26 protein-coding genes are annotated in these 22615 nt (G+C 60.7%); 1 reads left to right on the forward strand and 25 read right to left on the reverse strand.

Annotated elements, in window-relative coordinates; genetic code table 11:
* Position 1: 1 nt before the first annotated feature.
* The 24 genes from rsmA to GY33_RS0105115 all read right to left on the reverse strand — a co-directional run bounded on the left by rsmA (position 2) and on the right by GY33_RS0105115 (position 20675).
* The gene (rsmA, locus tag GY33_RS0105000) at positions 2–841 is read right to left on the reverse strand and encodes a 16S rRNA (adenine(1518)-N(6)/adenine(1519)-N(6))-dimethyltransferase RsmA (protein ID WP_051822299.1); all 840 of its coding nucleotides are present in this window, start codon (positions 839–841) and stop codon (positions 2–4) included.
* A complete protein-coding gene (locus GY33_RS0105005) occupies positions 838–1443 on the reverse strand; it encodes a DUF2062 domain-containing protein (protein WP_161788444.1) in 606 nt (201 codons plus the stop codon). The genes rsmA and GY33_RS0105005 overlap by 4 nt, the downstream gene beginning before the upstream one ends.
* A complete protein-coding gene (gene fusA / locus GY33_RS0105010) occupies positions 1440–3530 on the reverse strand; it encodes an elongation factor G (protein WP_031386286.1) in 2091 nt (696 codons plus the stop codon). The genes GY33_RS0105005 and fusA overlap by 4 nt, the downstream gene beginning before the upstream one ends.
* Before the next feature lie 135 nt (positions 3531–3665).
* A complete protein-coding gene (locus GY33_RS0105015; RefSeq protein ID WP_152555077.1) occupies positions 3666–4577 on the reverse strand; it encodes a hypothetical protein in 912 nt (303 codons plus the stop codon).
* A gap of 76 nt (positions 4578–4653) precedes the next feature.
* Entirely contained in the window at positions 4654–5388 is a 735-nt protein-coding gene (locus GY33_RS0105020) for an outer membrane protein assembly factor BamD (RefSeq protein WP_031386288.1), read from the reverse strand.
* Positions 5385–6305 carry an NAD(P)/FAD-dependent oxidoreductase gene (locus GY33_RS0105025; protein ID WP_031386289.1) on the reverse strand — a complete coding sequence of 307 codons (921 nt, stop codon included), beginning with the start codon at positions 6303–6305 and terminating at the stop codon, positions 5385–5387. The genes GY33_RS0105020 and GY33_RS0105025 overlap by 4 nt, the downstream gene beginning before the upstream one ends.
* A 9-nt stretch (positions 6306–6314) precedes the next feature.
* The gene (gene trxA, locus GY33_RS0105030) at positions 6315–6632 is read right to left on the reverse strand and encodes a thioredoxin (RefSeq protein WP_028573406.1); all 318 of its coding nucleotides are present in this window, start codon (positions 6630–6632) and stop codon (positions 6315–6317) included.
* A gap of 121 nt (positions 6633–6753) precedes the next feature.
* Complete coding sequence (tsaD, locus tag GY33_RS0105035) at positions 6754–7848, reverse strand: tRNA (adenosine(37)-N6)-threonylcarbamoyltransferase complex transferase subunit TsaD (RefSeq protein WP_035271288.1); 1095 nt, start codon at positions 7846–7848, stop codon at positions 6754–6756.
* Between the two features lie 31 nt (positions 7849–7879).
* Positions 7880–8887: a class 1 fructose-bisphosphatase gene (gene fbp / locus GY33_RS0105040; protein ID WP_031386291.1), complete on the reverse strand. Its 1008-nt coding sequence runs from the start codon at positions 8885–8887 to the stop codon at positions 7880–7882.
* Positions 8888–8910: 23 nt separating this feature from the next.
* Positions 8911–9675 carry a hypothetical protein gene (locus GY33_RS0105045; protein ID WP_031386292.1) on the reverse strand — a complete coding sequence of 255 codons (765 nt, stop codon included), beginning with the start codon at positions 9673–9675 and terminating at the stop codon, positions 8911–8913.
* A 50-nt stretch (positions 9676–9725) separates the two neighbouring features.
* Positions 9726–10745, reverse strand: a complete 1020-nt coding sequence (locus GY33_RS0105050) for a tetratricopeptide repeat protein (RefSeq protein ID WP_031386293.1) — start codon at positions 10743–10745, stop codon at positions 9726–9728.
* Positions 10742–11041, reverse strand: a complete 300-nt coding sequence (locus GY33_RS0105055) for an FtsB family cell division protein (protein ID WP_031386294.1) — start codon at positions 11039–11041, stop codon at positions 10742–10744. Before GY33_RS0105055 ends, GY33_RS0105050 begins: the two co-directional genes overlap by 4 nt.
* Positions 11042–11090: 49 nt before the next feature.
* Positions 11091–11339, reverse strand: a complete 249-nt coding sequence (locus GY33_RS0105060) for a hypothetical protein (protein ID WP_235185468.1) — start codon at positions 11337–11339, stop codon at positions 11091–11093.
* A 38-nt stretch (positions 11340–11377) separates the two neighbouring features.
* Entirely contained in the window at positions 11378–12010 is a 633-nt protein-coding gene (locus GY33_RS0105065; protein WP_031386296.1) for an MJ0042-type zinc finger domain-containing protein, read from the reverse strand.
* Positions 12011–12047: 37 nt separating this feature from the next.
* Positions 12048–13235 carry a type IV pilus twitching motility protein PilT gene (locus GY33_RS0105070; protein ID WP_031386297.1) on the reverse strand — a complete coding sequence of 396 codons (1188 nt, stop codon included), beginning with the start codon at positions 13233–13235 and terminating at the stop codon, positions 12048–12050.
* A gap of 3 nt (positions 13236–13238) precedes the next feature.
* Complete coding sequence (locus tag GY33_RS0105075) at positions 13239–14321, reverse strand: type IV pilus twitching motility protein PilT (protein ID WP_031386298.1); 1083 nt, start codon at positions 14319–14321, stop codon at positions 13239–13241.
* Between the two features lie 42 nt (positions 14322–14363).
* Positions 14364–14915, reverse strand: a complete 552-nt coding sequence (pgsA, locus tag GY33_RS0105080; protein WP_031386299.1) for a CDP-diacylglycerol--glycerol-3-phosphate 3-phosphatidyltransferase — start codon at positions 14913–14915, stop codon at positions 14364–14366.
* Positions 14916–14917: 2 nt separating this feature from the next.
* The gene (locus GY33_RS0105085; protein WP_084184788.1) at positions 14918–15520 is read right to left on the reverse strand and encodes a transglycosylase SLT domain-containing protein; all 603 of its coding nucleotides are present in this window, start codon (positions 15518–15520) and stop codon (positions 14918–14920) included.
* 42 nt (positions 15521–15562) lie between these two features.
* Positions 15563–16483 carry an Mrp/NBP35 family ATP-binding protein gene (locus GY33_RS0105090; protein ID WP_031386301.1) on the reverse strand — a complete coding sequence of 307 codons (921 nt, stop codon included), beginning with the start codon at positions 16481–16483 and terminating at the stop codon, positions 15563–15565.
* A gap of 113 nt (positions 16484–16596) precedes the next feature.
* Positions 16597–17241, reverse strand: coding sequence for a protein-L-isoaspartate(D-aspartate) O-methyltransferase (locus GY33_RS0105095; protein WP_031386302.1), 645 nt, complete (start codon positions 17239–17241; stop codon positions 16597–16599).
* 201 nt (positions 17242–17442) lie between these two features.
* A complete protein-coding gene (locus GY33_RS0105100; protein WP_235185469.1) occupies positions 17443–18063 on the reverse strand; it encodes a peroxiredoxin in 621 nt (206 codons plus the stop codon).
* 8 nt (positions 18064–18071) lie between these two features.
* On the reverse strand, positions 18072–18704 hold the full coding sequence (locus tag GY33_RS18990; protein ID WP_051822302.1) for a peroxiredoxin family protein: 633 nt from the start codon (positions 18702–18704) through the stop codon (positions 18072–18074).
* A gap of 372 nt (positions 18705–19076) precedes the next feature.
* Positions 19077–19928, reverse strand: a complete 852-nt coding sequence (locus GY33_RS19635) for a FlgO family outer membrane protein (RefSeq protein ID WP_051822303.1) — start codon at positions 19926–19928, stop codon at positions 19077–19079.
* Between the two features lie 12 nt (positions 19929–19940).
* Positions 19941–20675 (reverse strand): hypothetical protein, encoded by a 735-nt coding sequence (locus GY33_RS0105115; protein WP_152555078.1) that lies wholly within the window; start codon positions 20673–20675, stop codon positions 19941–19943.
* Between the two features lie 257 nt (positions 20676–20932).
* Between GY33_RS0105115 and GY33_RS0105120 the strand changes: the two genes are divergently transcribed.
* On the forward strand, positions 20933–21634 hold the full coding sequence (locus tag GY33_RS0105120) for a FlgO family outer membrane protein (RefSeq protein WP_152555079.1): 702 nt from the start codon (positions 20933–20935) through the stop codon (positions 21632–21634).
* 121 nt (positions 21635–21755) lie between these two features.
* Here GY33_RS0105120 and GY33_RS0105125 read toward each other — a convergent pair whose 3' ends face one another.
* Positions 21756–22610 carry a 2-oxoacid:ferredoxin oxidoreductase subunit beta gene (locus GY33_RS0105125; protein ID WP_031386308.1) on the reverse strand — a complete coding sequence of 285 codons (855 nt, stop codon included), beginning with the start codon at positions 22608–22610 and terminating at the stop codon, positions 21756–21758.
* Between the last annotated feature and the right edge of the window lie 5 nt (positions 22611–22615).

Genomic DNA, 22615 nt, shown 5'->3' on the forward strand with positions numbered 1-22615 from the left:
TTCATGACGTGGCCGGGCTGGGGTTTTCAGGGTCCTGGTGAGGAGGAAATAAAAGGTTCGCCAGGAGTTGGAAGCGGCGGGGCGAGAGTTCTTCGGGGCGGCTTTCCGGGCGCAGGTCTTGGTCCTGGAACCACTGGTCCAAGTGATCGCCCCAGAGAGGGCGGAGGATGGTTTTGAGTTGTTTGCGGCGTTGCTGGAAGCACAGGGGCAGCAATCGGCGGAGAGGGCCGGAGTGGTGGAGGCGTTCTTCCGGGGCCAAGGAGGTCAGGCAGATCACGGCGGAGTCCACTTTCGGGCGGGGGTGGAAGACCTGGGGGCCTACGGTGAACAGGCCGCGAACCTGGGCATGGCTCTGGACCCAGACGCTCAGGGCCCCGTAGCTGCGCGAGCCCGGCGCGGCGGCCAGTCTTTGGGCGACCTCTTTTTGGACCATGAATATGCCCCGCTCCAGGTGCGGGACGTCGGCGGCCAGGTCCCAGATGATCGGCGAGGCGACATTGTAGGGCAGGTTCCCGATGATTCGCCATGGGCCGTGGAGCTTTGTCCAGTTGAACCGCAGCGCGTCCGTGACGACCACTGAAAGTCTCGGCCAGTGTTTTTTCAGCTTTCCGGCCAGAACGCCGTCCTTTTCCAGGGCGTACAGATCACAGCCGGACTCCAGGAGCCGGCCGGTCAACGCACCGCGTCCCGGACCGATTTCCAGAACCCGGTGTCCGGAAGAAGCTTCCAGAGCATCGGCGATTTTCCAGGCCGTGCCCTGGTCCTGCAGAAAGTTCTGCCCTAGGCTGCGCTTGGGTCTGTGCGCGGCCTGTCCCGGAGTTCTGGATAGCGCGGAGGTCATGAGTCCGGTCTCGTGGAGTCGGAGGGCAGGGCCGAAGGTTTGGATGGAGATTGGGCCGTGGACTGGGGTGACGCAGCAAAGGGACTTTTCCTGTACGGCGACGTGGCCATTTTTCTGGCCCGACGGGCTTGGTGGGCACGGGTCACGGCCAGGGTCAGGAAGTAGGCCAGCACGGCGCTGGGTAAGGCGATCACGAAACCGCCCAGCAGAATGCTGCCGTAGAAATGCCAGCCGGCTTGCAGGAGCTCGCCGATGGTCCAGTGATCCGGGTTGAGCCGTCCCCGTCCGTCGGGGAGAAAAAAACGGCCGATCCGGAGCATGACCAGGTAGAAAAACGGGATGGTCAGCGGGTTGGTGATCAGAGTGCCGATCAGGGCGGTCAGTTTACTGCATCGCAAAAGCAGGGCCAGGGCCAGGACCACCACGGTTTGCAGCGGGATGATCGGCAACAGGCCGATGAACACCCCCAGCCCCATGCCCAGGGCGATGTCCTCGGGAGAGGATTTGATCCGCAGAATCCGCTTATATCCGTGGCGAAGCCCCCTGATCAGGTTCTCCCACCAAAGCCTGGTCCGTCGTGGATGCATGGGAGTGGGAATCACGCCAGGGCGTCGAAACGGGCGAAGCGCATGGTGAAGCCGGCCCGGCCCTGGGAGGCGGAGCGCAGGGCCGTGGAAAAGCCGAATAGTTGTCGCATGGGGGCCATGCCGGTGACCACCTTGGCTCCGGAACGGTCGAACATGTTGCCCACCCGGCCGCCTCGGGAATTGAAGAGCCCGATCACCTCACCCACGAACTCGTCCGGGACGGTCATTTCGATGTTCATGATCGGTTCCAGGAGCACCGGATCGGCTTCGTTCAAGGCTTGCTTCAAGGCCTGGGCAGCGGCCATCTGGTAGCCCACAGGCGAGGATTCTCCGTCGCGCCGTTCCAGCTGCATGATCTCCACCAGCGCATCCTGGACAGGATATCCCTTGGCCACGCCGCTTTGCAGACCGTCGGCGACGCCTTGCTCCACGGCCTTGATCCAGGCCTCGGGCCAGCCTTGGGTGTCCATGGTCCAGCGCACGGCGTTGCCCTTGTTCCGGTCCCGCGGAGCCACGGCGATCCGGACCGCGCCGAAATGTGGAATCTTGGCCAGCTCGCGCTCGAACACGGCCTGCCCTTGGGCGGGTTTGAGGATGGTTTCCTGATGCAGCACCTGTGGGTTGCCGGTCCGAGGGGAAACTCCGTACTCCCGATGCATCCGCTCCAGGACAACGTCCAGGTGCAGTTCGCCCATTCCGGAGAGGATCAATTGGTCGGTTTCCTCGTCCTGGCTCAGGAACAGGGTCGGGTCCTGGAGCAGGAAGAATTGGAGCGATTCGGAGAGCTTCTTGGCGTCCGCCTGGGTCTTGGGCTCCAGGGCCAGGGAGATCACCGGCTGGTAGGCGGTGATTTGCTCCAGAAGCACCGGGCTGTTCAACGTCGCCAGCGTATCCCCGGTACGGGTGACCTTGCAGCCGGCCAGAGCCACGATCAGGCCGGCCCCGGCCTTGTCCAGGCGTTGCTTTTTGTCGGCGTGCATCCGGTAGATATGGGCAATACGTTCATCCTGGCCCTGGGTCACGTTGCGGATCTGCTCGCCTTCGGCCAGGGTTCCGGAGTAGATCCGGGCATAGGCCAAGCGCCGACCGGCCTCAATGGTGATCTTGAAGACCAGGGCGGCCAGCGGTCCGCCGGGGTCCGCGGACAGAGAGACGGGGTCGTGACTGACCGGGTGCATGCCTTTGGCGGCCGGGGCGTCCTCGGGGGAAGGCAGGTAGGCGCAGATCGCGTCCAGCAGCGGCTGGATTCCGGCATTTTTCAGGGCCGAGCCGCAGAGTACGGGAACCAGGGCGCCCTCCAGCGTGGCGTGGCGGATGACGGCCTGAATAGCGTCCAGGTCCATGGGCAAGCCGGAAAGATACGCCTCCAGCAGGGCGTCGTCCTGTTCGGCGACTTTTTCCAAAATCTGCTCCCGCCAGGGTCGGGCGGCCAGTTCCTGTTCAGCGGTCAACTCCGCCTCTTGCCACTGGTCGTTCGCGCCTTTGTCTTCCGGGATGAAGCTCAAAAAGCGCATCCGGAGCAGGTCGATCACGCCCTTGAAGTCCTGGCCTTGTCCGTCCGGAATTTGCAGCGGCAGGGGCATGGTGCGCAGTTTGGAGCGCATGTCCTCCAGCACGGCGGCGAAGTCCGCGCCCAGGCGGTCGAGTTTGTTGATGAAGGCCAGTTTGGGCACGCCGAATTTTTCAGACTGTCGCCAGACCGTCTCGGACTGCGGCTCCACCCCACCGACCGCGCAAAACACGCCCACGGCCCCATCCAAGACCCGCAGGCTACGCTCCACCTCGATGGTGAAGTCCACATGGCCCGGAGTGTCGATGATGTTCAGGATATGTTCATGCCACTGGGTGGTGGTGCAGGCCGAGGTGATGGTGATCCCCCGTTCCTGTTCCTCGGGCAGGTAGTCCATGGTGGCGTTACCTTCGTGCACCTCGCCCATGCGGTGAATGGCCCCGCTGAAATAGAGGATGCGCTCGGTGACCGTGGTCTTGCCGGCGTCAATGTGGGCGATGATCCCGATGTTGCGAACCAGGGACAAGCTGGAGCGTTTTCCCGGCCCGTGGGCAGGGGAGGATGTCGTCGGCGTGGATTTGGCTTTGTTCATGGAGGCGATTTTTACAGATGAACCCCAGGCCTTACAAGGGGAAATCGAGGAAAGGGGGTATCAGAGGGAGTGAACGATCGCTTTCTTGGGGATTGGTTCGCGACGGGTAGGAGAAAGGTAACGCCTCGGCGGTGGTCATCGAGAATCAACAAGGGCCATGCCGTTTTGGAAACACACGAAGCCCGGATCAAGGTCCGGCCAGTACCAACAGCCCTCCTGACCCGGAGTGAGGATCAGACCGTCGCCCGGCAGGCCCTCCATTTCGAACAAATCCGGGGCATGGAGCATGTCCGCGCCGACGCCCAGAGGGCCGGGTAAGCGACGGAAGGCATCCCAGTCCCCGTCATCCCGGAGTATCTGGCCCGGTGCGGTTTCGCGGCACGGGCCCCAGGCTTCAATCCGGGAATGAGAGTGGTTCCATTCCAGGGTCGACCAATCCCATTGACCGGGTGCGGAGCACCAGATGCGGAGTTGCCCTGAAAGTCGAGGTCGCCAGACCATGGTCCGGTGGAGGGCCTGCTCCGTGAGCGGAGAGCAAGAAGCGAGGTTGCCCAGATCCAAAATCAATCCCCTCGGATCCCGTGCCACGAGGGCGACGAGTTCCTTTAGCATTGCTTCCCGCTGAACAGCGAACACGTTTTCCAGGCCGCATAATTCAAGAGTGGTCAAGAGGTGGGCGGACTGGAGGGATGATGGAGGCAGAATCGCCAGAAAGTCGGAAATCCCCGAAGTCATCACCGGTATCAGGGCAGCCGCGATTCCGGCCGGACCGGCTCCGGCTTCGGAGATTGATTCCGGGCACACCAGGCACGCCCAGGGCCTGGCAAGGCGGGTGGACGTGGTGGTAAGGCCGCTGCTCCAACGGGTACGTGTGCTGGAGCGGTCCGTGCCCCCGGGAGGGTGCAGGGCGTAGAGCTGGGCGATGTTTTTTTTGATCCAGGAACGCTCGACATCGCCGACGGACGAATATGAGGCGGCCAGGACGTCGTCCTGGACCCGCAGATCGTCCGAGAGAACGGGCCAAGCCAAGGTGCCAAGTTCAGGCATGGTGAACGGGCGGGCCGAAAAGTGGCGCAAAAGCCAGGAAACAGGGGGAGAGCATTGTCACGCGAGTGCAGCGGAATCAGAGCCAGTCCAGCAGACGCTTCCAGGTGCCTTCCCGTTCTTCACGGTCTTCCTTGGACTGCTGTTTCTGGAAGCGGTAGTAAGCGAAATCACTTTGCCTCTGGGCGTATTCCGAAATTTCCGGAATGTCGCCAAACTCTTGCTGGACGGCTTGGTATCGCCGCCAAGCCGGCCCATACTGACCTCTGCGCCAATAGAAATCGGCCACGAACAGTTCGTGCTCGGCAATGCGGCTCCGGGTCTCCTGGATGGCCTGCTCGGCGTCACGGGCTTGAGGAGACTGGGGGAAGGTTTGCTGAAGGCGCTGAAAATATTGCAGAGCCAGATGCAGGTTTTCGGTGGGCCGGTCGATGGAGCGAAATTGTCGGAGGTTCGCCATGCCGACCTGGAACAGGACGTAAGGTATGGCTTCATGGCCAGGGTGCAGGGACTCGAACTCCAGGTAGGTCTGGACCGCTGCCTCGTATTGCTCCGAGAGAAAATAGGCGTCGCCCAGGGCCAATTCCGCCGCGGAGGTGAACGGGCTGAAGGGATAACGGTCCTTGAGCTTGGTAAAGGCCGTGATGGCCCGGCGATAGTCCTTCTCTTCCATGGCTTCGAACCCGGCCTGAGCCAGTTCTTGGGCCGTGTCCTCCGGAGGGGTCAGAAAATAATAATCGATGATGCCGCATCCCGAAAGATACACGGTGAGCAGCAAGCAGGACAAAAAGGCGAAGAGGGATGTTTTGTTCACAGAGAGTCCAGAAAAAGGGATGCGGAATGGGCGGCCGTGGCACCGTCTCCCACGGCCGTGGCCACCTGGCGGCAAAGCTTGTCGCGAACATCGCCCGCGGCGTAAATTCCCGGCAAATTGGTGGTCATTTCCTGATCAGTGACGATGAAGCGCGCCGGGGAGAGGGTCAGCGTTTCGGGAACAAAACTGGTCAATGGGGTGGACCCCACGAAGACGAACAGCCCGGAGACGTCCAGAAGGCGCTGGGCGCCGTCGGGCAGATGCGTTACCCGAAGACCTTTAAGCTCCGTGTCGCCTACGAGTTCGGTGGCCACGGACTGCATCACGCACTCGATATTCGGGATGTTCTTGATCCGTTCCTGAAGAATCTTGTCGGCCCGGAAGGCGTCCCGGCGGTGGATCAGGTACACCTTGGCGACGATTTTGGAAAGATAGATGGATTCCTCTAAAGCCGTATTGCCGCCGCCCACCGCGGCAACGGCCTGGCCCCTGAAGAAATTGGCATCGCACAGGGCACAATACGAAATCCCCCGCCCGGTGAAGTAATCTTCCCGCTCCAGCCCCAAGTGCTTCCAGGCCACGCCGGAGCAGATCATCACGACCTTGGCCTGAATGGTTTCCTCGTCCAGATGCACGAGGTTGCGCCCGGGGCCCTGGTGTTCGATGGACCGGACTTCCTGGCGCAGGGTCGTGTAGGAGAAATCTTTGAGGTGATCAGCCATCAGGTCGGCTAACTCATAGCCCTTCACGCCCTTGGGGTGGCCGGGGTAGTTTTCAATCCATTCCGTGGTCAGGATCTGGCCGCCGGGAGCGAGGCGCTCCACCATGGCCACGGAGGCTCCGGAGCGCAATAAATAGAGGGCGGCCGTCATTCCCGCCGGACCGCCCCCGATGATGACCGAGTCAAAAGATTGCATACGTGAGAACTAGATTTTTTTAGAGATCATTTCCTTGATGCTGCTCTTGGAGACGGCACCGGTCAACTGCTCGACCACTTCCCCGTTCTTAAAGAGGATCAGCGTGGGGATGGCCCGAATGCCGAAGCGGGAAGGAGTCTTGGAGCTTTCGTCCACGTTCATTTTCGCGATTTTGACCTGTCCGGTCAGCTCCTGACTGAGTTCTTCAATCACAGGGGCAATGGCCCGACACGGGCCGCACCAGGGGGCCCAGAAATCGACGAGGACCGGAAGGTCGCACTGCAGGACTTCAGCGTCGAAATTCGTATCGTTCAGTTCATGAGCCATGTTCGTCTCCTTTTCGCTTGCGGGTTCGTATGACGTGCCGTTTGGTTGCGTGAACGGGTAATGTCGGAAGTAGAGCAACCTCCTGTGCAGACAGTGAAACTAGTTGCGGGGGCTGAACGTGTCAAGGTGAGGTTGACGGGTTTGGAAAAGACCGGGGCCGGTAATCCCAGGGAATGGGCTTGCCGCGGGGCAGGGCTTCCACTGTCTGGTCGTGTTCCCAACCGTTGCGAGCCAGCAGCCAGCCGGAGTAGGCGATCATCGCGGCGTTGTCCGTGCACAGAGCCGGGCTGGGCAGGATCAGCGCCAGACCACGAGCCTGGGCGGTCTCCGCCAGCAGCGAGCGGAGCATGGTGTTCGCGGCCACGCCGCCGGCCGCGATCACGGCACGGTAGGCGGTTTTGTCCTGCAAAGCTCGCTCGACCTTGGTCCGTAGGGTTTCGGCAATGCTCCAGTTCAGGGATGCGCAGACCGTGCCCAATTCCGGATGGTCCTCGGACCATCGGGCCAAGGCAGCATCGTCTGGAAGACGAGGCAAACGCAGATCCGGACGTTGGGCAAGATGTTGGGAAAAGGCGGTCTTCAGGCCGCTGAAGCTGAAATCCAGATTCCGGTTGTCCAGGTAGGGCCGGGGGAACAAGGATCGGTTCGGCTCGGACCCCGCTGCCAGGGCGTCGATGTGCCGGCCACCGGGGTAGGGCAGGTTGAGCATGGACGCACTCTTGTCCAGGGCCTCCCCGGCAGCGTCGTCCAGGGTTCGGCCCAGCAGATCGAATTGGAACGGGGAGGTTATCCGATACAACTGGGTATGTCCTCCGGAAACCAAAAGACCCAGGGCCGGAAACGGAATCTCCCCTTCCAGTCCGGCGGCCAGCAGATGGGCGTGCAGATGGTTGACGCCCACCAAGGGAACACCCAGGGACAGAGCCAGGCCCTTGGCCATGCCCATGCCCACCAGCAGGCTGCCCAGCAGGCCGGGCCCCCTTGCGGCGGCCACGACCTGGACGTCCCGAATAGTCAGGCCGGTCCGCTCCAAGAGCCGTTCCAAGAGAACGGGCAGGGCCGTGAGATGACCGCGGGAGGCCAGTTCCGGGACCACACCGCCGAACAAGGCGTGGAGTTTTTCCTGACTGTGCAGACATTGCCCCAGCAGTCGGCCGTCGTGGACCAGGGCCACCGCGGTCTCGTCGCAGGAAGTTTCGATGCCGAGGCAGAGCATGGAAGATAATCTGAACCGGGCTCTGGTCGGCTCAACCGGCCTGGAGCAGTTCCCGGACTTTGAGTACGTCCAGTTTGGACCCGATGACCAGAGGAACGCGCTGGTGCAGTTCAGCAGGTTGGATGTCCAGGATGCGGTTGATTCCGTCGGTGGCCATGCCGCCGGCCTGCTCCACGATCATGGCCAGGGGGTTGGCCTCGCACATCAGGCGCAGCTTTCCGTGGGGATGATTGGAGTCCTTGGTGTCCGCCGGGTAGAGAAAGACGCCGCCGTAGAGCAGGTTACGATGGAAGTCCGCTACCAGGGAGCCGATGTACCGGGAGCGATAGACCCGTTTGGATTCGTTGTTCGGATCCTTGAAGTAATCGATGGCCTTACGGGTGGGCTGGTCCCAGTAGTGCCGGTACCCTTCGTTGGCGGAGTAGATTTTGCCTCGTTCCGGAATCTGGATGTCCGGATGGGAGAGCAGGAACTCGCCGACGCTGGGGTCCAGGGTGAAGCCGTGAACCCCTTTGCCCGTGGTGTACACGAGCATGGTGGACGAACCATATATGATATACCCGGCGGCCACCTGTTGAGCGCCTTTTTGGAGCACGTCGGCCATGGTGACCGGTTCCCCGCAAGCACTGGTTCGGCGAAAAATGGAGAAGATCGTGCCGATGCTGACGTTGGCGTCGATGTTCGACGAACCGTCCAGGGGATCGAAGATCAGGATATAGTCCCCTTGGGGGCAGTCGGCGGGGATCTGGATCAAGTCGGCGTTTTCCTCGGAGGCCAGGGCGCAGAGCACGCCGGCCCGTTGCAAGCGGTGCACCAGGACCTGATTGGCGAACTCGTCCAGCTTGCGGACCTTTTCTCCCTGAACGTTGGTCTCCCCGGTCAGCCCCAGGATTTCCACCAATCCGGCTTTGTTCACCTCTTGATTGATGATCTTCCCGGAGAGGATCATTTCCGAAAGGAGGCGGGTGAATCGCCCCGTGGCCATGGGGGATTCCTTCTGGTGGAAAAGCAGGTGCTCGATGACCGTGATCTGAGGCATGGGAAGACTCCTTGAAAAAGGCGTTAGTTGGCGAGGGCCAGGGCGTAGATCAGTTGCAGAGCCCCGATGGGCCGAGACAGCCAGAGAAAAGTCCGGGACTCAGCCGACCGGCGGCCGTGAACCCGGTCCCGGAGGATGCTGTCCCAAGGGGCTTGTGTGATTTCTCGGGTGGTCTCCTGATCGACGCCGGTCCAAAGAAGGGTTTCCGGAGTCAGCAGGACCAAGCGTTCCGAGGCCGTGGCGAAGGCTGTCAGAGCGCGAGGGTCGAAATGGGCGATGATCAACCCTTGCCACGTCCCGTCGCGAAAGAACGGGCCGGCAATGATCACTTCCGGACCCAACGGCGTCTCCTCGACGAAGCCTTGCAGGTCGCGCTGAAGCATGGACCATTCCCGCTCCAGCAACGGCTCGAAGGCGATGCTTTTCAGCGGCGTCTCCGGATGGCTGGTCAGCACTCGACCCTGGGCATCCACCGCCAGAACGGCGGTCATCCAGGGAAACCGCTCCAGAAAGGTGGTGAACCAGGCCGCGGGCGGAAATTGATCCTGAGGTGCCAGGGTCCGCAGGGCCTCTTCCAGGTGTTGGTCCATCAGGCTGAACTGCGTGGCCAAAAGTTGTTCGTTTCTGGACAAGCCGGGGCGGCGGTCCAGGTCGATCTCCGGCTTGGGGTCGACATAGGTCTCGTAGGCGTCGGCGGTTTTGTCCCAAGCACTTTGGATAGTCGAGCAACCAGCCAGGGAAATGAGCAGGGTCAAAAGGCCTAGGCGCAAAAGAAGATGGATGGTCATAATCGCGGTGAACTCCAATCGCATGCAGTGTGGAACGGGTTTGGAGAAGCCTATATCCCGGCCCGGGATTCCAATCGTTCCGCAAGCTTCTTAAGGGTTTGTTTCGTGGTCGCGGTTGTCGGCGACGGGGCAGTGGAGGAGGACGCAACGGGATGCTCAGCGTCTCCCGACGCGTCCTCCATTTCGGTATTTCGTTCCAGTTCCGAATCAGACTCAAGCTCCGGTTCCGCCCGCGGTTCCGGCTCCCCGTGCTCGGTTTGTTGAGAATCCGGCTCTCTTTGGCCCTTGACGGATCGGTCACGCAGTTCTTGGATCCGAGCCTCCAGCTCCTGGCGTTGTTCGTCATCCGGAGACGTTTGGAGCAGCTTTGCGTACAGATCCAGGGCTTCGTCGTGCTCGCCCTGTTTGGCCAGCAGGTCGGCATAGGTTTTTGTCTCGTAGTACCGTCGCTCGCCTTCGGAAAGGGTGGCTTCGGCCTCCGCCTCGGGGTCCTGTTCGTGGGAGGGGGTAGGATTCGGCTCCGGAGCCGGCCCAGGCTCGGGCACCGACGGAAGTTCGGGCTTCGGAGGTTCAGGGGCCTCTTGCTCCAGGGGAACGGGAACCTGAAACTCCTCGCGTCCACCGGTCACCGCGCGCAAGCCTTGTTCCAGGAGCGTCTCCCAGGTGACCCGGGCTCCGCCGAGTTGGAACGCGAGCATGTCCAGGGTCACGGCGAGGTCGGTCCGGCCTTCGGCCCTGCTGCGAGCGCCCCAGTGCCTCCAAAAAGAAGGGTGTTCGATCAACGCTTTGGTGAGCGATTCCAGTTCCGGGGAGGAGAGAGCCTCGGCTTCAGGCGTTCCTTCGGCGGAAAAAGGCAAGTCCTTGGAGGCGGCGTCTGATTCGGTGAGGCATTCGATTAAAAGGAGGCGGGCTTCCAGGTGTTCCGGGTGAAAGGTCAACCCCTTGCGCAATACGGCAACGGCGTCCTCGTGGCGATGATCCTGCGTATATGCCTTGGCCAGGGGGAAAAACAGCTTGGAATTAGGCTCCAGGCGCAACACCTCTTCAAACCAGGCGATTTTTTCGGTCATGGCAATCTCCGGAACGTCTCGTTTTGCGGAATATAGAGGATTTCATCGGGTCGCAGGTAGTGCATCTCCACCCGGATTACGCTGGCCACGTACTCGTGGTCCGTGGTCAGGCGACGGATTTCGCGGCTCAGATCCAGATTGACCTCGTCTACGGCGGCGATTTGCTCGACCAGCGCATCTCGGCGGTCCCGCAGCTCCATGTAGGATTTCCAGCCCTGATCATGGATCAGGAGCGTCCAGGCCAAAAAGCCGCTCAACAGCAGGAGAAAAGAAAAGAGCAGGCGGGTCCATTTCATGGCGTGTTTGCTTCTTGGTAAGTCGAGGGGGACATCCAGACCGAAAAAACTATTGGAGCAGCCGGTCGGCGTGGGGTCTGGTTTCCAGGTACTGGAACTGCACTTCCAACTCCTGTAAAAAAATCGTCGTGGCCAGCTCAATCCGCTCAATATCCGCTTCGTCCACCGGGGTCCGCTCGATTTTGAGACCGTGGATCAGGGATCGCAGAGACGAGAGTTCCATCACTAACGTTTCGGCCTCGCGCAGAGAGCGCAATTGGGACTCCATTTCCAGGATGGTTTCCAAGCAATTCAACAAGCGTGCTTTTCTTCGTGATTCCATGTCCGTCGTGAACGTCAGTTCTTGGGTTTGCTTGCCTCTTCAGCGGCCAGACGCCACATTTTGCTGGTTTCCTCGTACCCGTCAATGACGGTCCGCACAAGCCGGGGAACGTCGGCGACGTCGTTTTGGTGCAGGTACCAATTCACGCCGTTGCGGAAAGAGGCGTCGGGATGAAGGCTTTTGGCCTCGCCGCCGATCAGGACGACGTTCACCCCTCGACGCTGGCCCCCCGGCCAGCCGTGGACGCGCTGGAGCACCTCGGCTCCATGCGGGGCATGGTCGATGAACACGAGTTCATAGGCCGCGGCGTCGATTTTTCGGATCGCTTCCGCCGTGTCGCCGGGAACGGCCAAGTGGTATCCCTGCTCGCCCAGGCTGGAGGTCAGGGCGGCGTTCCACTCCGGATCGCGCACGAAAGCAAAGGCGATTTTTGCTCCCGGAGGGTAGAAGTCCGTCTCATCCGCTGTTGGAGCCGACGGAGGCACAGAGGGCGGGGTGTTTGTATCGGAAGTTGTGCCAACGGAGTCAGGCTCCACGGTGAACGGTTTGTTGCATTGCGGACAGACCAATTTAAAGCGTTGGCCGGACGGGATTTTATCGTCGGCCACGGAGAGTTGTCGATCACAGTGCGGGCAGTTTAGGCGCATGCGGAAAATTCCTGTTTCGGTGCTGGATATCACGGTCTTAAAGATCGGAGTTGCGTTGGTCGTAGTTCGTATCCAGCTCCAACCCCTCGATGTTCGTCACTTTTTCCCCGCGCAGCGTCTTGATCCGGTTGATGGTCTGGCCCAGGCGGGAGCGGTCCGAAGCCGTGTTCATGGCCGTCTCCTCGGTGACGGCTTCTTCGGAATACAGCCGAGCCAGGTGTTGGTCAAAGGTGAACATGCCGTAAGCATCGCCGGACTCGACCACGTTGTAGAAGGTCTTTTCGCCGGATTCGCCGTTGATGACCAACTCCTTGATCCGCAGCGTGTTGGTCAGCACTTCCAGGGCCGCAACACGTCCACCACCGATGCGGGGCATCAGGCGTTGGGAGACGACGTACTTCAAAGCCTGGGACAGGCGTTGGCGGATTAGGCGTTCTTCGGCCAGTTCGAACATGCCGATGATCCGGTTTATGGTCTGGCCCGTGTCGCTGGTATGCAGGGTGCCCAGAACCAGGTGGCCTGTTTCCGAGGCCTGCAGGGCGATTTCAATGGTTTCCCGGTCTCGGATTTCACCCACCAGGATTACCTTGGGAGCTTGGCGCAGGGCCGCGCGCAGGCCGGAGGAAAAACGATCGAAGTCCGTGCCCATTTCCCGTTGGTTGACCGTGCCGCGCTTGTGGTGATGCACGAACTCCACCGGGTCTTCCAGGGTCAGGATGTGCTTGGAGTGGCGCTCGTTGATGGCGTCGATCAGCGCGGCCAGGGTGGTGGACTTTCCGGTCCCGGTTCCGCCGGTGAGCAGGATCAAACCGTATTTTTCGTCGGCCATCCGGTCGAAGAGTGGAGGAAGATTAAGATCCTTGAGCGTGGGGATCGTGCTGGGCATTTTGCGCATCACGATGGAGGCCGAGCCCTGTTGAAAAAAAATGTTCACCCGGAAGCGGCAAAAGCCCGGAAGGTCGTAGGAAAGGTCGCAGGAGCCCTGCTCTTGAAGATCCAGAAACAGACGCAGGCTGCCGGAGTGCTTGTTGAGTATCATACAAAACCCTACGGACTCGACCTGGAACGGGACCAGGGCGCCGGGGAGCAGGACCGTGGGTACGTCGGTCAGTCTGCCGTGAACCTCGGCCTGGATGGGCTTGCCCACGGTGAACAGGATGTCCGAGGTGTCCGGGGCCTTGGTCAGCACCTCGGCGATGGTGGCGTCCAATTGGCTGCGGTGCATGGATCAGACCTCGGTGAAATCCTGGGGGGCCTCGGTGAGGAAATCCCGGAATTTGGATTTGGAAACGGCCTTGTTGTAGGCGTCCGTTGGGGAGATGGCCCCTTCCTGAAGGAGTTTGAGGATGGCGTCGTCCAGGGATTGCATGCCGTACTTGCGTCCGGTCTCGATTACGGAGTTGATCTGGAACGTTTTGTTCTCGCGGATCAGATTGCGTACCGCCGGAACGCCTACCAGTATCTCCAGGGCCGCGCATCGACCCGGACGGTCGATGCGTTTGAACAGGTTCTGGGAAATGACCGCCCGCAGGGATTCGGAGAGACCGGAGCGGATCTGGCCCTGAACGTCTCCGGGAAAAACCTCGATAATCCGGTCGACGGTTTTGGACGCGGAGATGGTGTGCAGGGTGGAAAACACCAAGTGGCCAGTTTCCGCGGCCTCGATGGCCAGTTCGATGGTTTCCAGGTCGCGCATTTCGCCCACCATGATGATGTCCGGGTCTTCGCGCAGAGCCCCGCGTAGCGCGGACTTGAAACTCAAGGTATCCCTGGAGACTTCGCGTTGGTTGATCAGGCAGCTGACCGGCTCATGTACGAATTCGATGGGGTCCTCGATGGTCAGGATGTGGTCCTTGCGGTTCCGGTTGGCGTAGTCCACGATGGCCGCCAGGGTCGTAGATTTTCCGCTGCCCGTGGGCCCGGTGACCAGGACCAGTCCTTTAGGAAGCATGGCCAGGCTCTTGAACAACGGAGGCAGTTTCAGGTCGTCGATGCTCAGGATTTTTTGCGGGATTTCGCGAAACACCGCGGCGCAGCCCCGGCGCTGTTGAAAAAAATTGACCCGGTAGCGGGCCAGGGTGGGGATTTCGTAGGAAAAGTCCACGTCCCCGCTCTCCTCAAAGTTCTTGACCTTTTGCTCCGGCGTGATCTCGTAGAGCATTTTCTTGAGTTCTTCATGCTCCAGGACTTTGTACTTGATGCGCTGCAATTCACCGTGCAGGCGGATGATGGGTTGGGAGCCGGAGGAGAGGTGCAGGTCCGACGCTCCGAGTTCGTGCATCATCCGAAAAAATGCGTCTATCTGGGCCATAAGGGGGTCCTTGGCAAGAGGTCGAGGGCGAGGTTCTTCCGTCTAGGCCGCGTCGTCCCGATTCACTTGGCGAAAGAAGTGGATCACGTACTTTGCGCCGGAAAAGACGGTCAGGATCAGGGCGATGGCCAGCAGCCCCGCGCCGAGAGGTTGGGGGTCGAACCCCCACCATGTATAGTGGAGGATCAGCGGACACAAGGCCACCACCTGGATCACCGCTTTGAGTTTGCCGAAGCTGTCCGCGGCCAGGACATGGCCCTGATCCGCGGCGATGGCCCTAAGACCGGTTACGGTCAGCTCACGGGCGATGATCACTATGGCCATCCAGGCTTGGACCCAGCCGTGGAACACGAGCATGATCAAGACGGAACTGATCAGGAGCTTGTCGGCCAAAGGGTCGAGAAATTTGCCCAGATTGGAGACCATTTGCCAGCGGCGGGCGATGAAGCCGTCGGCCAAGTCGGTCAGGGCCACGAGAATGAACACGACCATGGCGACGGCATTGACCGGCTTGCTCGGAAAATACAGCAGCAGAATCAACACGGGGACAGCCAGGATGCGGGCCAGGGTGACCTGGTTGGCGAGATTGAGCATGACTAGTTCCGTGCCGCTCGTCGCCGGTCGTAGTTGGCCGTGACCTTGCGGACGTAGTCCTGGGTTTCCCGGAACGGGGGGATGCCGTTGTAGCGTTCCACGTTGGCCGGTCCGGCGTTATAGGCGGCCAGGGCCAGGGAGAGGTCCGGGAAGCGGTCCATGAGCATCTTCAGGTAGCGGATGCCGGCTTCGATGTTTTCCGCTGGGTCGAAGGGCGCGGTCAACCCCAGGTCTTGCTGAGTGGCCGGCATGATCTGCATCAGGCCTTGGGCCCCGGCCCGGGAGACAGCCTGATGGTTGAAGCCGGATTCAACCTCGATCACGGCCATGACCAGATGTGGATCAAGTCCGTACCTCTGGCTGTACTGCTCCACGTAGCGGGTAATGGAGGCCCGGTCCGCGCTGCTGCCCATGCGGGAACGCAGGGACTGAAACGGGCGAAACTTGGAAGAGGTAGGGGTGTCCGTGAAATGCATGACCCCGTGTTCGTCTTTGTAGAAAAAGATTGTGCCCGCGGCACATAATCCGGTCCAGAGCAACAGCAGCACGGAAATGCCGGCAACGGCTCCGAAAAGGGAGAAAATACGACGCTGCTTGGTCAGCATGTTCGACCTCGTCATGGTCTGGGGGCGTTTACCGGAGAGCGGCTACTGCGGCGGTCCACCGGCGGTGGCCTCCAGGCTGTTTTCAGATGTGCGGATAACCGTGTCCGCCAGTTGCAAGAGGGCGCGCTTGGCCGGGGTGTCCTCGTCGAGCATGACTACCGGCTTGCCCAGGTCGCCGGCGACGACGGCCGCGGGGTCCAGGGGGACGGCGCCCAAAAATTCCAGTCCGTACTTTTTGGCCAGGGCCTCTCCTCCGCCGGTCTTGAACAGCTCGATTCGCCCGGAGCAGTGCGGGCAGATCAGCCCGCTCATGTTTTCCACCAGTCCGAGAATGTTGGCATGGGCGTACTGCAGGAAGTTGATGGCCTTGCGCACGTCGGCCAGGGAGATTTCCTGGGGCGTGGTGACCACGATGCTCAGAGCCTCGGGAATGGTCTTGAGCACGGTCATGGGCTCGTCCCCGGTTCCGGGGGGAGAATCCACCACCAGATAGTCCAGACGGCCCCAGTCCACGTCGGCGATGAACTGGCGGATGGCCGCGGTTTTCATGGGGCCGCGCCAGAGCACGGCCTGATCCGGGTCTTGGAGCAGCGATTCCATGGACACCACGAAAAGGCGGTCTCCATATTGTTTCGGCGCGATCAGCGAACCCCGCGATTGCTCCAGGGTTCCGGACAGCCCCAGAAGGTGCGGGACGCTGGGGCCGTGGATGTCCACGTCCAGCAGCCCCACCCGGTGTCCCTTCAAGGCCAGGGCCGCGGCCAGGTTCACGGCGATGGAGCTTTTCCCGACCCCGCCCTTGCCGCTCATCACGAAGAGCTTGAAGCGGATGTTGTCCAGGGTGGATTTGATCAGTTGGTCCTGCACCCTATTGGCGGCGGAACGTTCACCGTGTTCGCCCTTTTTGCGCGACGGGCAGGTGGAGCAGGATGCGTCGGGTGATGTGCTTGAAGCGTTGGTCATGGGGATCGTCTTTTGAGAGTCAATGTTAAGGAGTGCTGGAGCCGGAGGGCCGGACCGATGAGGTTCGCGGGACCAGCTTAGCTGGTTGGGAACTGTGAGTGGAGTTGAATTGATCACCAACCATGGGCGCCGACCAAGTCGACGAACATGACGGCCCCAAGGTTCGCTTTCATGATCTTGCCTTCTTTCTTGACGAAACGGATGAGTTCCTGACTGCGTTGCCTGGCACCCACGGGGATGATCAGAATGCCGGATTCGTCCAACTGTTCCAAGAGGGGCGGAGGGACGTCGGGCCCACCGGCGGTGACCATGATTCGTTGAAACGGACTTTCCTTCGGCCAGCCCATGGTGCCGTCGTCCAGTTTCAGGTGGACGTTGAAATAGCGCATTTTGTTCAGGCGGGTCAGAGCCGCGGAATAGAGGGGCTGGACGCGTTCCACGGAATAGACCTCGGCTCGCATTTCCGCGAGGATCGCCGCCTGATAGCCGGAGCCGGTTCCGATTTCCAAAACCCGCATTCCCGGCTGGACGTTGAGCACGGCAGTCATCAGGGCCACGATGAACGGCTGGGAGATGGTCTGGCCGTAGCCGATGGGCAGGGGATGATCCTCGTACGCCTGAGAGTGCAGGGCCTCTTCCACGAACAGATGGCGGGGGACCTTGCGCATGGCGGAGAGTACCGCCGGGTCCGTAATGCCTCGTGACTCGATTTGTTCACGGACCATCCGCTCTCGATTGCGTTTCGGGTCGATTCTCAATCCGGTGCCTCAGTGCTCCCAAAAATCTTTCGTGTCGGCGACAAGCCGGGAATAGAAACCTTGAACCCCGGTTTGAAAACAAATTTTCGCGTCCAAGTCAACGTGGACGGGCACGGGATAGAGCGGGCGTGAGCCCGTCTCGGCCCGTGCCCGGAAACGCTGATGGAAGAAAAGGGAGAAAAACGGCTGGAGGTAGCGAGATCAATCCGTGAGGTTTTGAAGGCCTTGCATGACGATCTCCAGGGGAGGGCGGATGTTGATGTCCTCCACGTGCAGAAAACGGATCAGACCCTGTTTGTCGATGAAGACCAGGGCCCGTTCCGTGGTTCCGTCGCCGCGCAGCAGGCCGTAAGCGTCGGCGACTCTACCGTGGGGCCAGAAGTCGGAGAGCATCGGGAACCATAGTCCGCCCATGGCTTGAAGCCAGGAGTGGAGCGTCGGAATGTTGTCCACGGTGATGCCCAGGATGATGGTCTCATGCCGGTCGAAGATGTCTTGAAGAATGTTGTATCCGGGCCACTGGTCGGAACAGACCGGGGTCCAGGCCGCGGGAACGAAGGACAACATGACGTTTTTATTGCCACGATAGTCGCTCAAGGTGATGGTATCACCGTTTACCGCGGGCAGGGAAAAGTCGGGAGCCGGATCGTCGACCCGTACCTTCAACTCACTGTCGATGGGTTTGAGTTTTGGGCTCTGGAAAACTTTGCCCATGACTCCTTCAGGCGTACCCGCCAGGGCACTCCCCGCGATGAGGAGCATCCAGAGGAGCCCCAGAAGCAACGTCATTCTTGTCGTGTATCCGGCAGGAGCGGTGCGCATGGCACCTCCTAGTGTTTGGCTTTGATCAGAGCTTCCAGGAAGTCTTTCACGGAATCGAACGCTCCGAGGTGCGAGAGTCGAACAACGTGGCCATCCTCAGCCGAGTCGGAGGACTGGACCAGGACGAAATAGGGAGTTCCCACTCCGCCGAAGGCTTTGTGCAGGACGTAGTCCGGGTCGGAGACCAGGGGGAACGGGACGTCGTAACGCTCTTGAAATACCTGGACTTCAAGATCCGAATTGCCCGCGCCAAGGCCCAAAATCTTGATCGAGTCCGCCAAACCCTCGCGGTGCAGGGCGACGTACAGCGCGTTCACCTCAGGTGCTTCGCGCTGACAGATCGGGCAGTACATGCTGAAGATCTGGATCAGTAGCGCCGGGGCGTCCACATCGGCCAGAGTGAACTGGGACGCTTCCGCCGACAGTCCTAAGTAGCTCCGGTGCGCTGAAGACTCCGGTACGGTCATGGAAAAAGTTGGAAGGTGATTCCCGACGGCAAAAGGTTCGGTTTGGGTATGGGCCGGAAGGATAAGGCCGAGGACGAAAAGCGGGACGATCAAGGCTATCCGGCTGGGGGGGGGGAGCAAGGCGAAGAGGCTGCTTAGGGAAAACAAGTTCGTAAGAGATGTCAGAGGACGCATGGGAACTCCTGAGTCAAAGTCTTTGGTTCGAAGAACAGTGTCCGGACAACACGAGAAGAAGACGTGGCCGAGAACGACAATTGGCCATGAACATGAATAGAGCTAATCACGTTCATGGCCACTTGCAAGAAGTGTTTTCAGGGAATTGCGCACGGTTCGACACTCTGACTCATGTGCCGATGAAGCCGCCGTATCCTTATTCGACGTGCCAAGGGGCACGGCACTGTTTCAGAGTGCATCGGTTGGAATTATGGTGCGGCCTTGCCCGGAGTGAACGATGCGGCGCTGATCATCGCCGGGTCCCCGCTCGGAAGTGTTTCGTAACCGGTTTGGTAGCAGGATGAGGGGGGCTCCATGAGAGGTGTCCGGAGGTCATTGGCCAGTTTCCTTGAACAGCTCCCGTTGTGCCGAAAGGTCCCATGTCGTTGGCGAAGCGAGTTGACGATTGGATTTGAAGCGGTTCAACGCGGCCCGGGAGTTCCTCCCCCAGATGCCGTCGACCCGGTCGGTGTAGTAGTTCAGTTCCGCCAGTCGGGCCTGGATTAGCCGCGCGGCCAGGGAGTTCTTGGGGTCAAGGAGGATGGTCCCGCGAGCCAGGGGGCCCTCGGGCACGGCTTCACGTTCCGGTTGCGCCTTGGATGGCTGGGCGTGCGTGGGCTGAAAGGTGACGGTGTTCCTGGTCACCAGCTCTTGGATTTCTTTTGTTTTACGTAGGGTAACGTCCCGGGTTGACAGAACGGCTCCGTCCAGGGTGCTGAGCAGCTTGGCGGAGACGATTACGGCATTGTCGGTCATGACATACGTTCCCACCAGTACGGCCTGGGTGTCGTGGTTGGTCCGCACGTCGCGCAGGTCACGGGAGAGGATCAACTCTCCGGCCTCCTGGCTGAAGACCATGGAGCCCTGGCGCAGTTTGAGTTCAACCACCCGGTATCCTTGTTGGGATATCCTGGAGGCGACTTGTTCGCCCAGTAGCCGTCCAAAGGTGCTGGACGTGTTCAGGTCGTCCAGATCCACGAAGCTGGTGAACAGGATCGGCCGAGTCCGGTCCACGTACTGGACTAGGTTGTGTTCCAGCCCGTCGGCCAGGGCGTAGGCTAGGCCCTGGAATCCCTGGACATGTGCGTGGGATCCGGAACCGTAATACGGATGGGCGGCCGTTACGGTCTGGGCCAGGGCCAGGGGCGCGCCGACGAGAAGAGCAACTATAAGGTTTCTGAGCATGATTGCGTCTCCCTAGCGGTCCACGAGCTGATAGTTGACCGTCGCCGGTTGGCTGGGCAGGGCGTGCTGCTTGTAGTGCCACCATTCCGAGTCGTTAATGTAGTAGATGGAGGAGTCCCGCATCAGGAAATGTTCCTCAAAGACCAGAGACGATGTGATCAGGATCTCCATTCGGGGCAAATCGTGGGTATATGCCCCGGACTCCACGTTGACCTCGGCGGCTTCCAGCATGGTCTGGTTAACTAGCGCGCCATGGCCGTCCGGGGTGAGCAGGGAGGATCGTTGGACGAAGACGCCAGGAGCCAAGGCTTTATAAACGCCCGGGCCCGTATGCAGGGTCCGGTGGCCGTGGCGGATGGTTTCGATGTCGAAACTCAGGACCATGGCGTTGGTGAAGCCGCTGGACACGGCGATGTTTCGCTCCACCAGCTTGGTGATCAGCAGGGCGTGAAAGGACTTGGCGAAGGGGGTCGTGCCGGACGGGGCTACGTGGACGGGAAACTGACGCTCAAGAACACGGCGTTCCAGGGCTCCGTGGACCCGGATGGCCACGTCCTCAGCCAGAATCTCCCAGTGATGTACGGCCTGCATTTTGGGCTGAGTCTTCAGGGGGTAGGCCGTGGGAACCGGAACTTGGGACAAGACCGGCAAAGGGATGTAGTCCATCTCCACTGGTTGCGGCTTCGCGCACCCTGGTCCCGACAAGAGGACGAACCCGAGGAAAAGTCCAAGTAATATTGTCCGCATGTGACGACGTTCCTTTTGGTTACGTTCAACGTATCGAAGCACCGGAGGCTCGGACGGGCGATACGTGGGTTTGGATCGAAATTTGCTTATAACAGGGATGAACCCGGAGAACGGGTAAAATTTGCATTCCGAACAACCTCGGGAAGATTGCCGATCGGGCAGATTGATCCACTTGCTCTTCTTATCGGCGGTCGCCCGGTTTTCTTTAGGGAAAGGGCGTGTCGGTTGCGGCGCGGAAGTGATGGAGAAAAGTAGTCATGAATAGAAACATGTTCCATGGATCAAGGCGACGCGGCATAGCAATATTTTGGCTAACCGTGCTCTGGCTGGTCGTGTTCTGGTCGGCCGGGTGCTCCCGACCATCAAATATCGTGCATCAACCCGCGACGGAACTGATCACGGTGCATTACACCGTTGCGGACACACTGTTCGAGGCCCTGTGCAAACCGGAAGTCTGTGAAATGCCCCTGCTGATGTCCTCCTTCGTCATGCTGGACGACCTGGACCGGACCAGCCATTTGGGTCGGATCATCCCCCAGCAGATCGGCTCCCGATTCGCTCAGCACGGCATGCACATGGTGGACGTGCGCCTGCGCACCCAGTCCTTGCTGGTGCGCAAGGGCCAAGGAGAGTTCGCGTTGTCCCGTGAACTGGACAAGATCAACCGGGACATCAACGCCTTCGCCGTGCTCACCGGCACCTACTCAGTGGTCTACGGCCGGGTCTACGTCACGGCCATGATCCTGCGCAGCACCGACGGCGCCTTGCTGGCCTCCCTGGACTACTTCCTGCCCGTGGATCGCAGATCACTGCGGCCGGACGGCCCGGAAACCGCTCCCCCCGCTCTTCGGTCCCCCGAAGAGCTTCCTGATCCCTTTGACGGCACGATTCAGCCCTCGGTTTTGACGAGGCTTTCTTTTCTCCGCGACCGCGTTACGGGCGTCGGACTGTTGGGTTGAGTTATCGTCAAGGGGCCTTGGATCGTCAACTCTCCGGCGACGTAGAGTTCGCCTTGGGTGAAATTTCACTCGCTCCGCCTTTCGTTGAGCCGCTGCACTCCTGAACCATGAACCTCCCGCATTACATATAGCTCTCCATCAACCGCGTCAGCTTGGCCCTGTCAGGGTTGCGCCCGAAGAGGGGCCCCTCCTGGAGGACGGGAAAGTGGGACTCAAACGTCGGGCGATCCGGGTTGCGGTAGATCACGCCGATGGGGATGCGGTCGCCGAACTGGCGGGCCAGGGTCATGGCCTGGTTCCAGTCCGCGGGGTCGTGATCTTCCGGGATGTCCCAGACGCGTTCCTTGTACCAGGCAAAGGTGTTCACCTTGTTGAAGGAGACGCAGGGCTGGAGGACGTCCACCAGGGCGAAGCCGGGAAAGGCGTGGGCCTGGCGGATCAGGTCGGCCAAGTGGTCCGGCTTTCCGGCGAAGCCCCGTGCCACGAATCCGGCCTGCATGGCCACGGCCACGGCCACGGGGTTGAAGGCCTGGGAAGGCGCGCCCTGGGGCTGGGCCTTGGTGGCTTGGCCGTGCAAGGTGGTGGGGCTGGCCTGGCCTTTGGTCAGGCCGTAGATTTGATTGTCGTGGACCAGCATGGTGATGTCCACGTTGCGCCGCAGCGCGGCCAGGAAATGGTTGCCGCCCTCGCCGTAGGAGCATCCGTCCCCGCTTTCCACGAAGACGTGCAGTCCGGGGTTGGCCAGTTTGGCCCCGGTGGCCGCGGGCAGGGCCCGCCCGTGCAGTCCGTTGAAGACGTTGCAGCGCAGATAGTGCGGCGTCTTGGCGGCTTGGCCGATGCCGGAGACCATCAGCACTTGGTGGGGGGCCAGGCCGCTGTCGGCCAGAGCCTTCTTGAGGGCCTTGAGGATGGAGAAGTTTCCGCATCCAGGGCACCACGCCGTCTCAAACTCTCCGAAATCTTCGATTGTCGTCATGTGGG

This window comes from Desulfonatronum thiodismutans, assembly GCF_000717475.1.
Classification (GTDB): domain Bacteria; phylum Desulfobacterota; class Desulfovibrionia; order Desulfovibrionales; family Desulfonatronaceae; genus Desulfonatronum; species Desulfonatronum thiodismutans.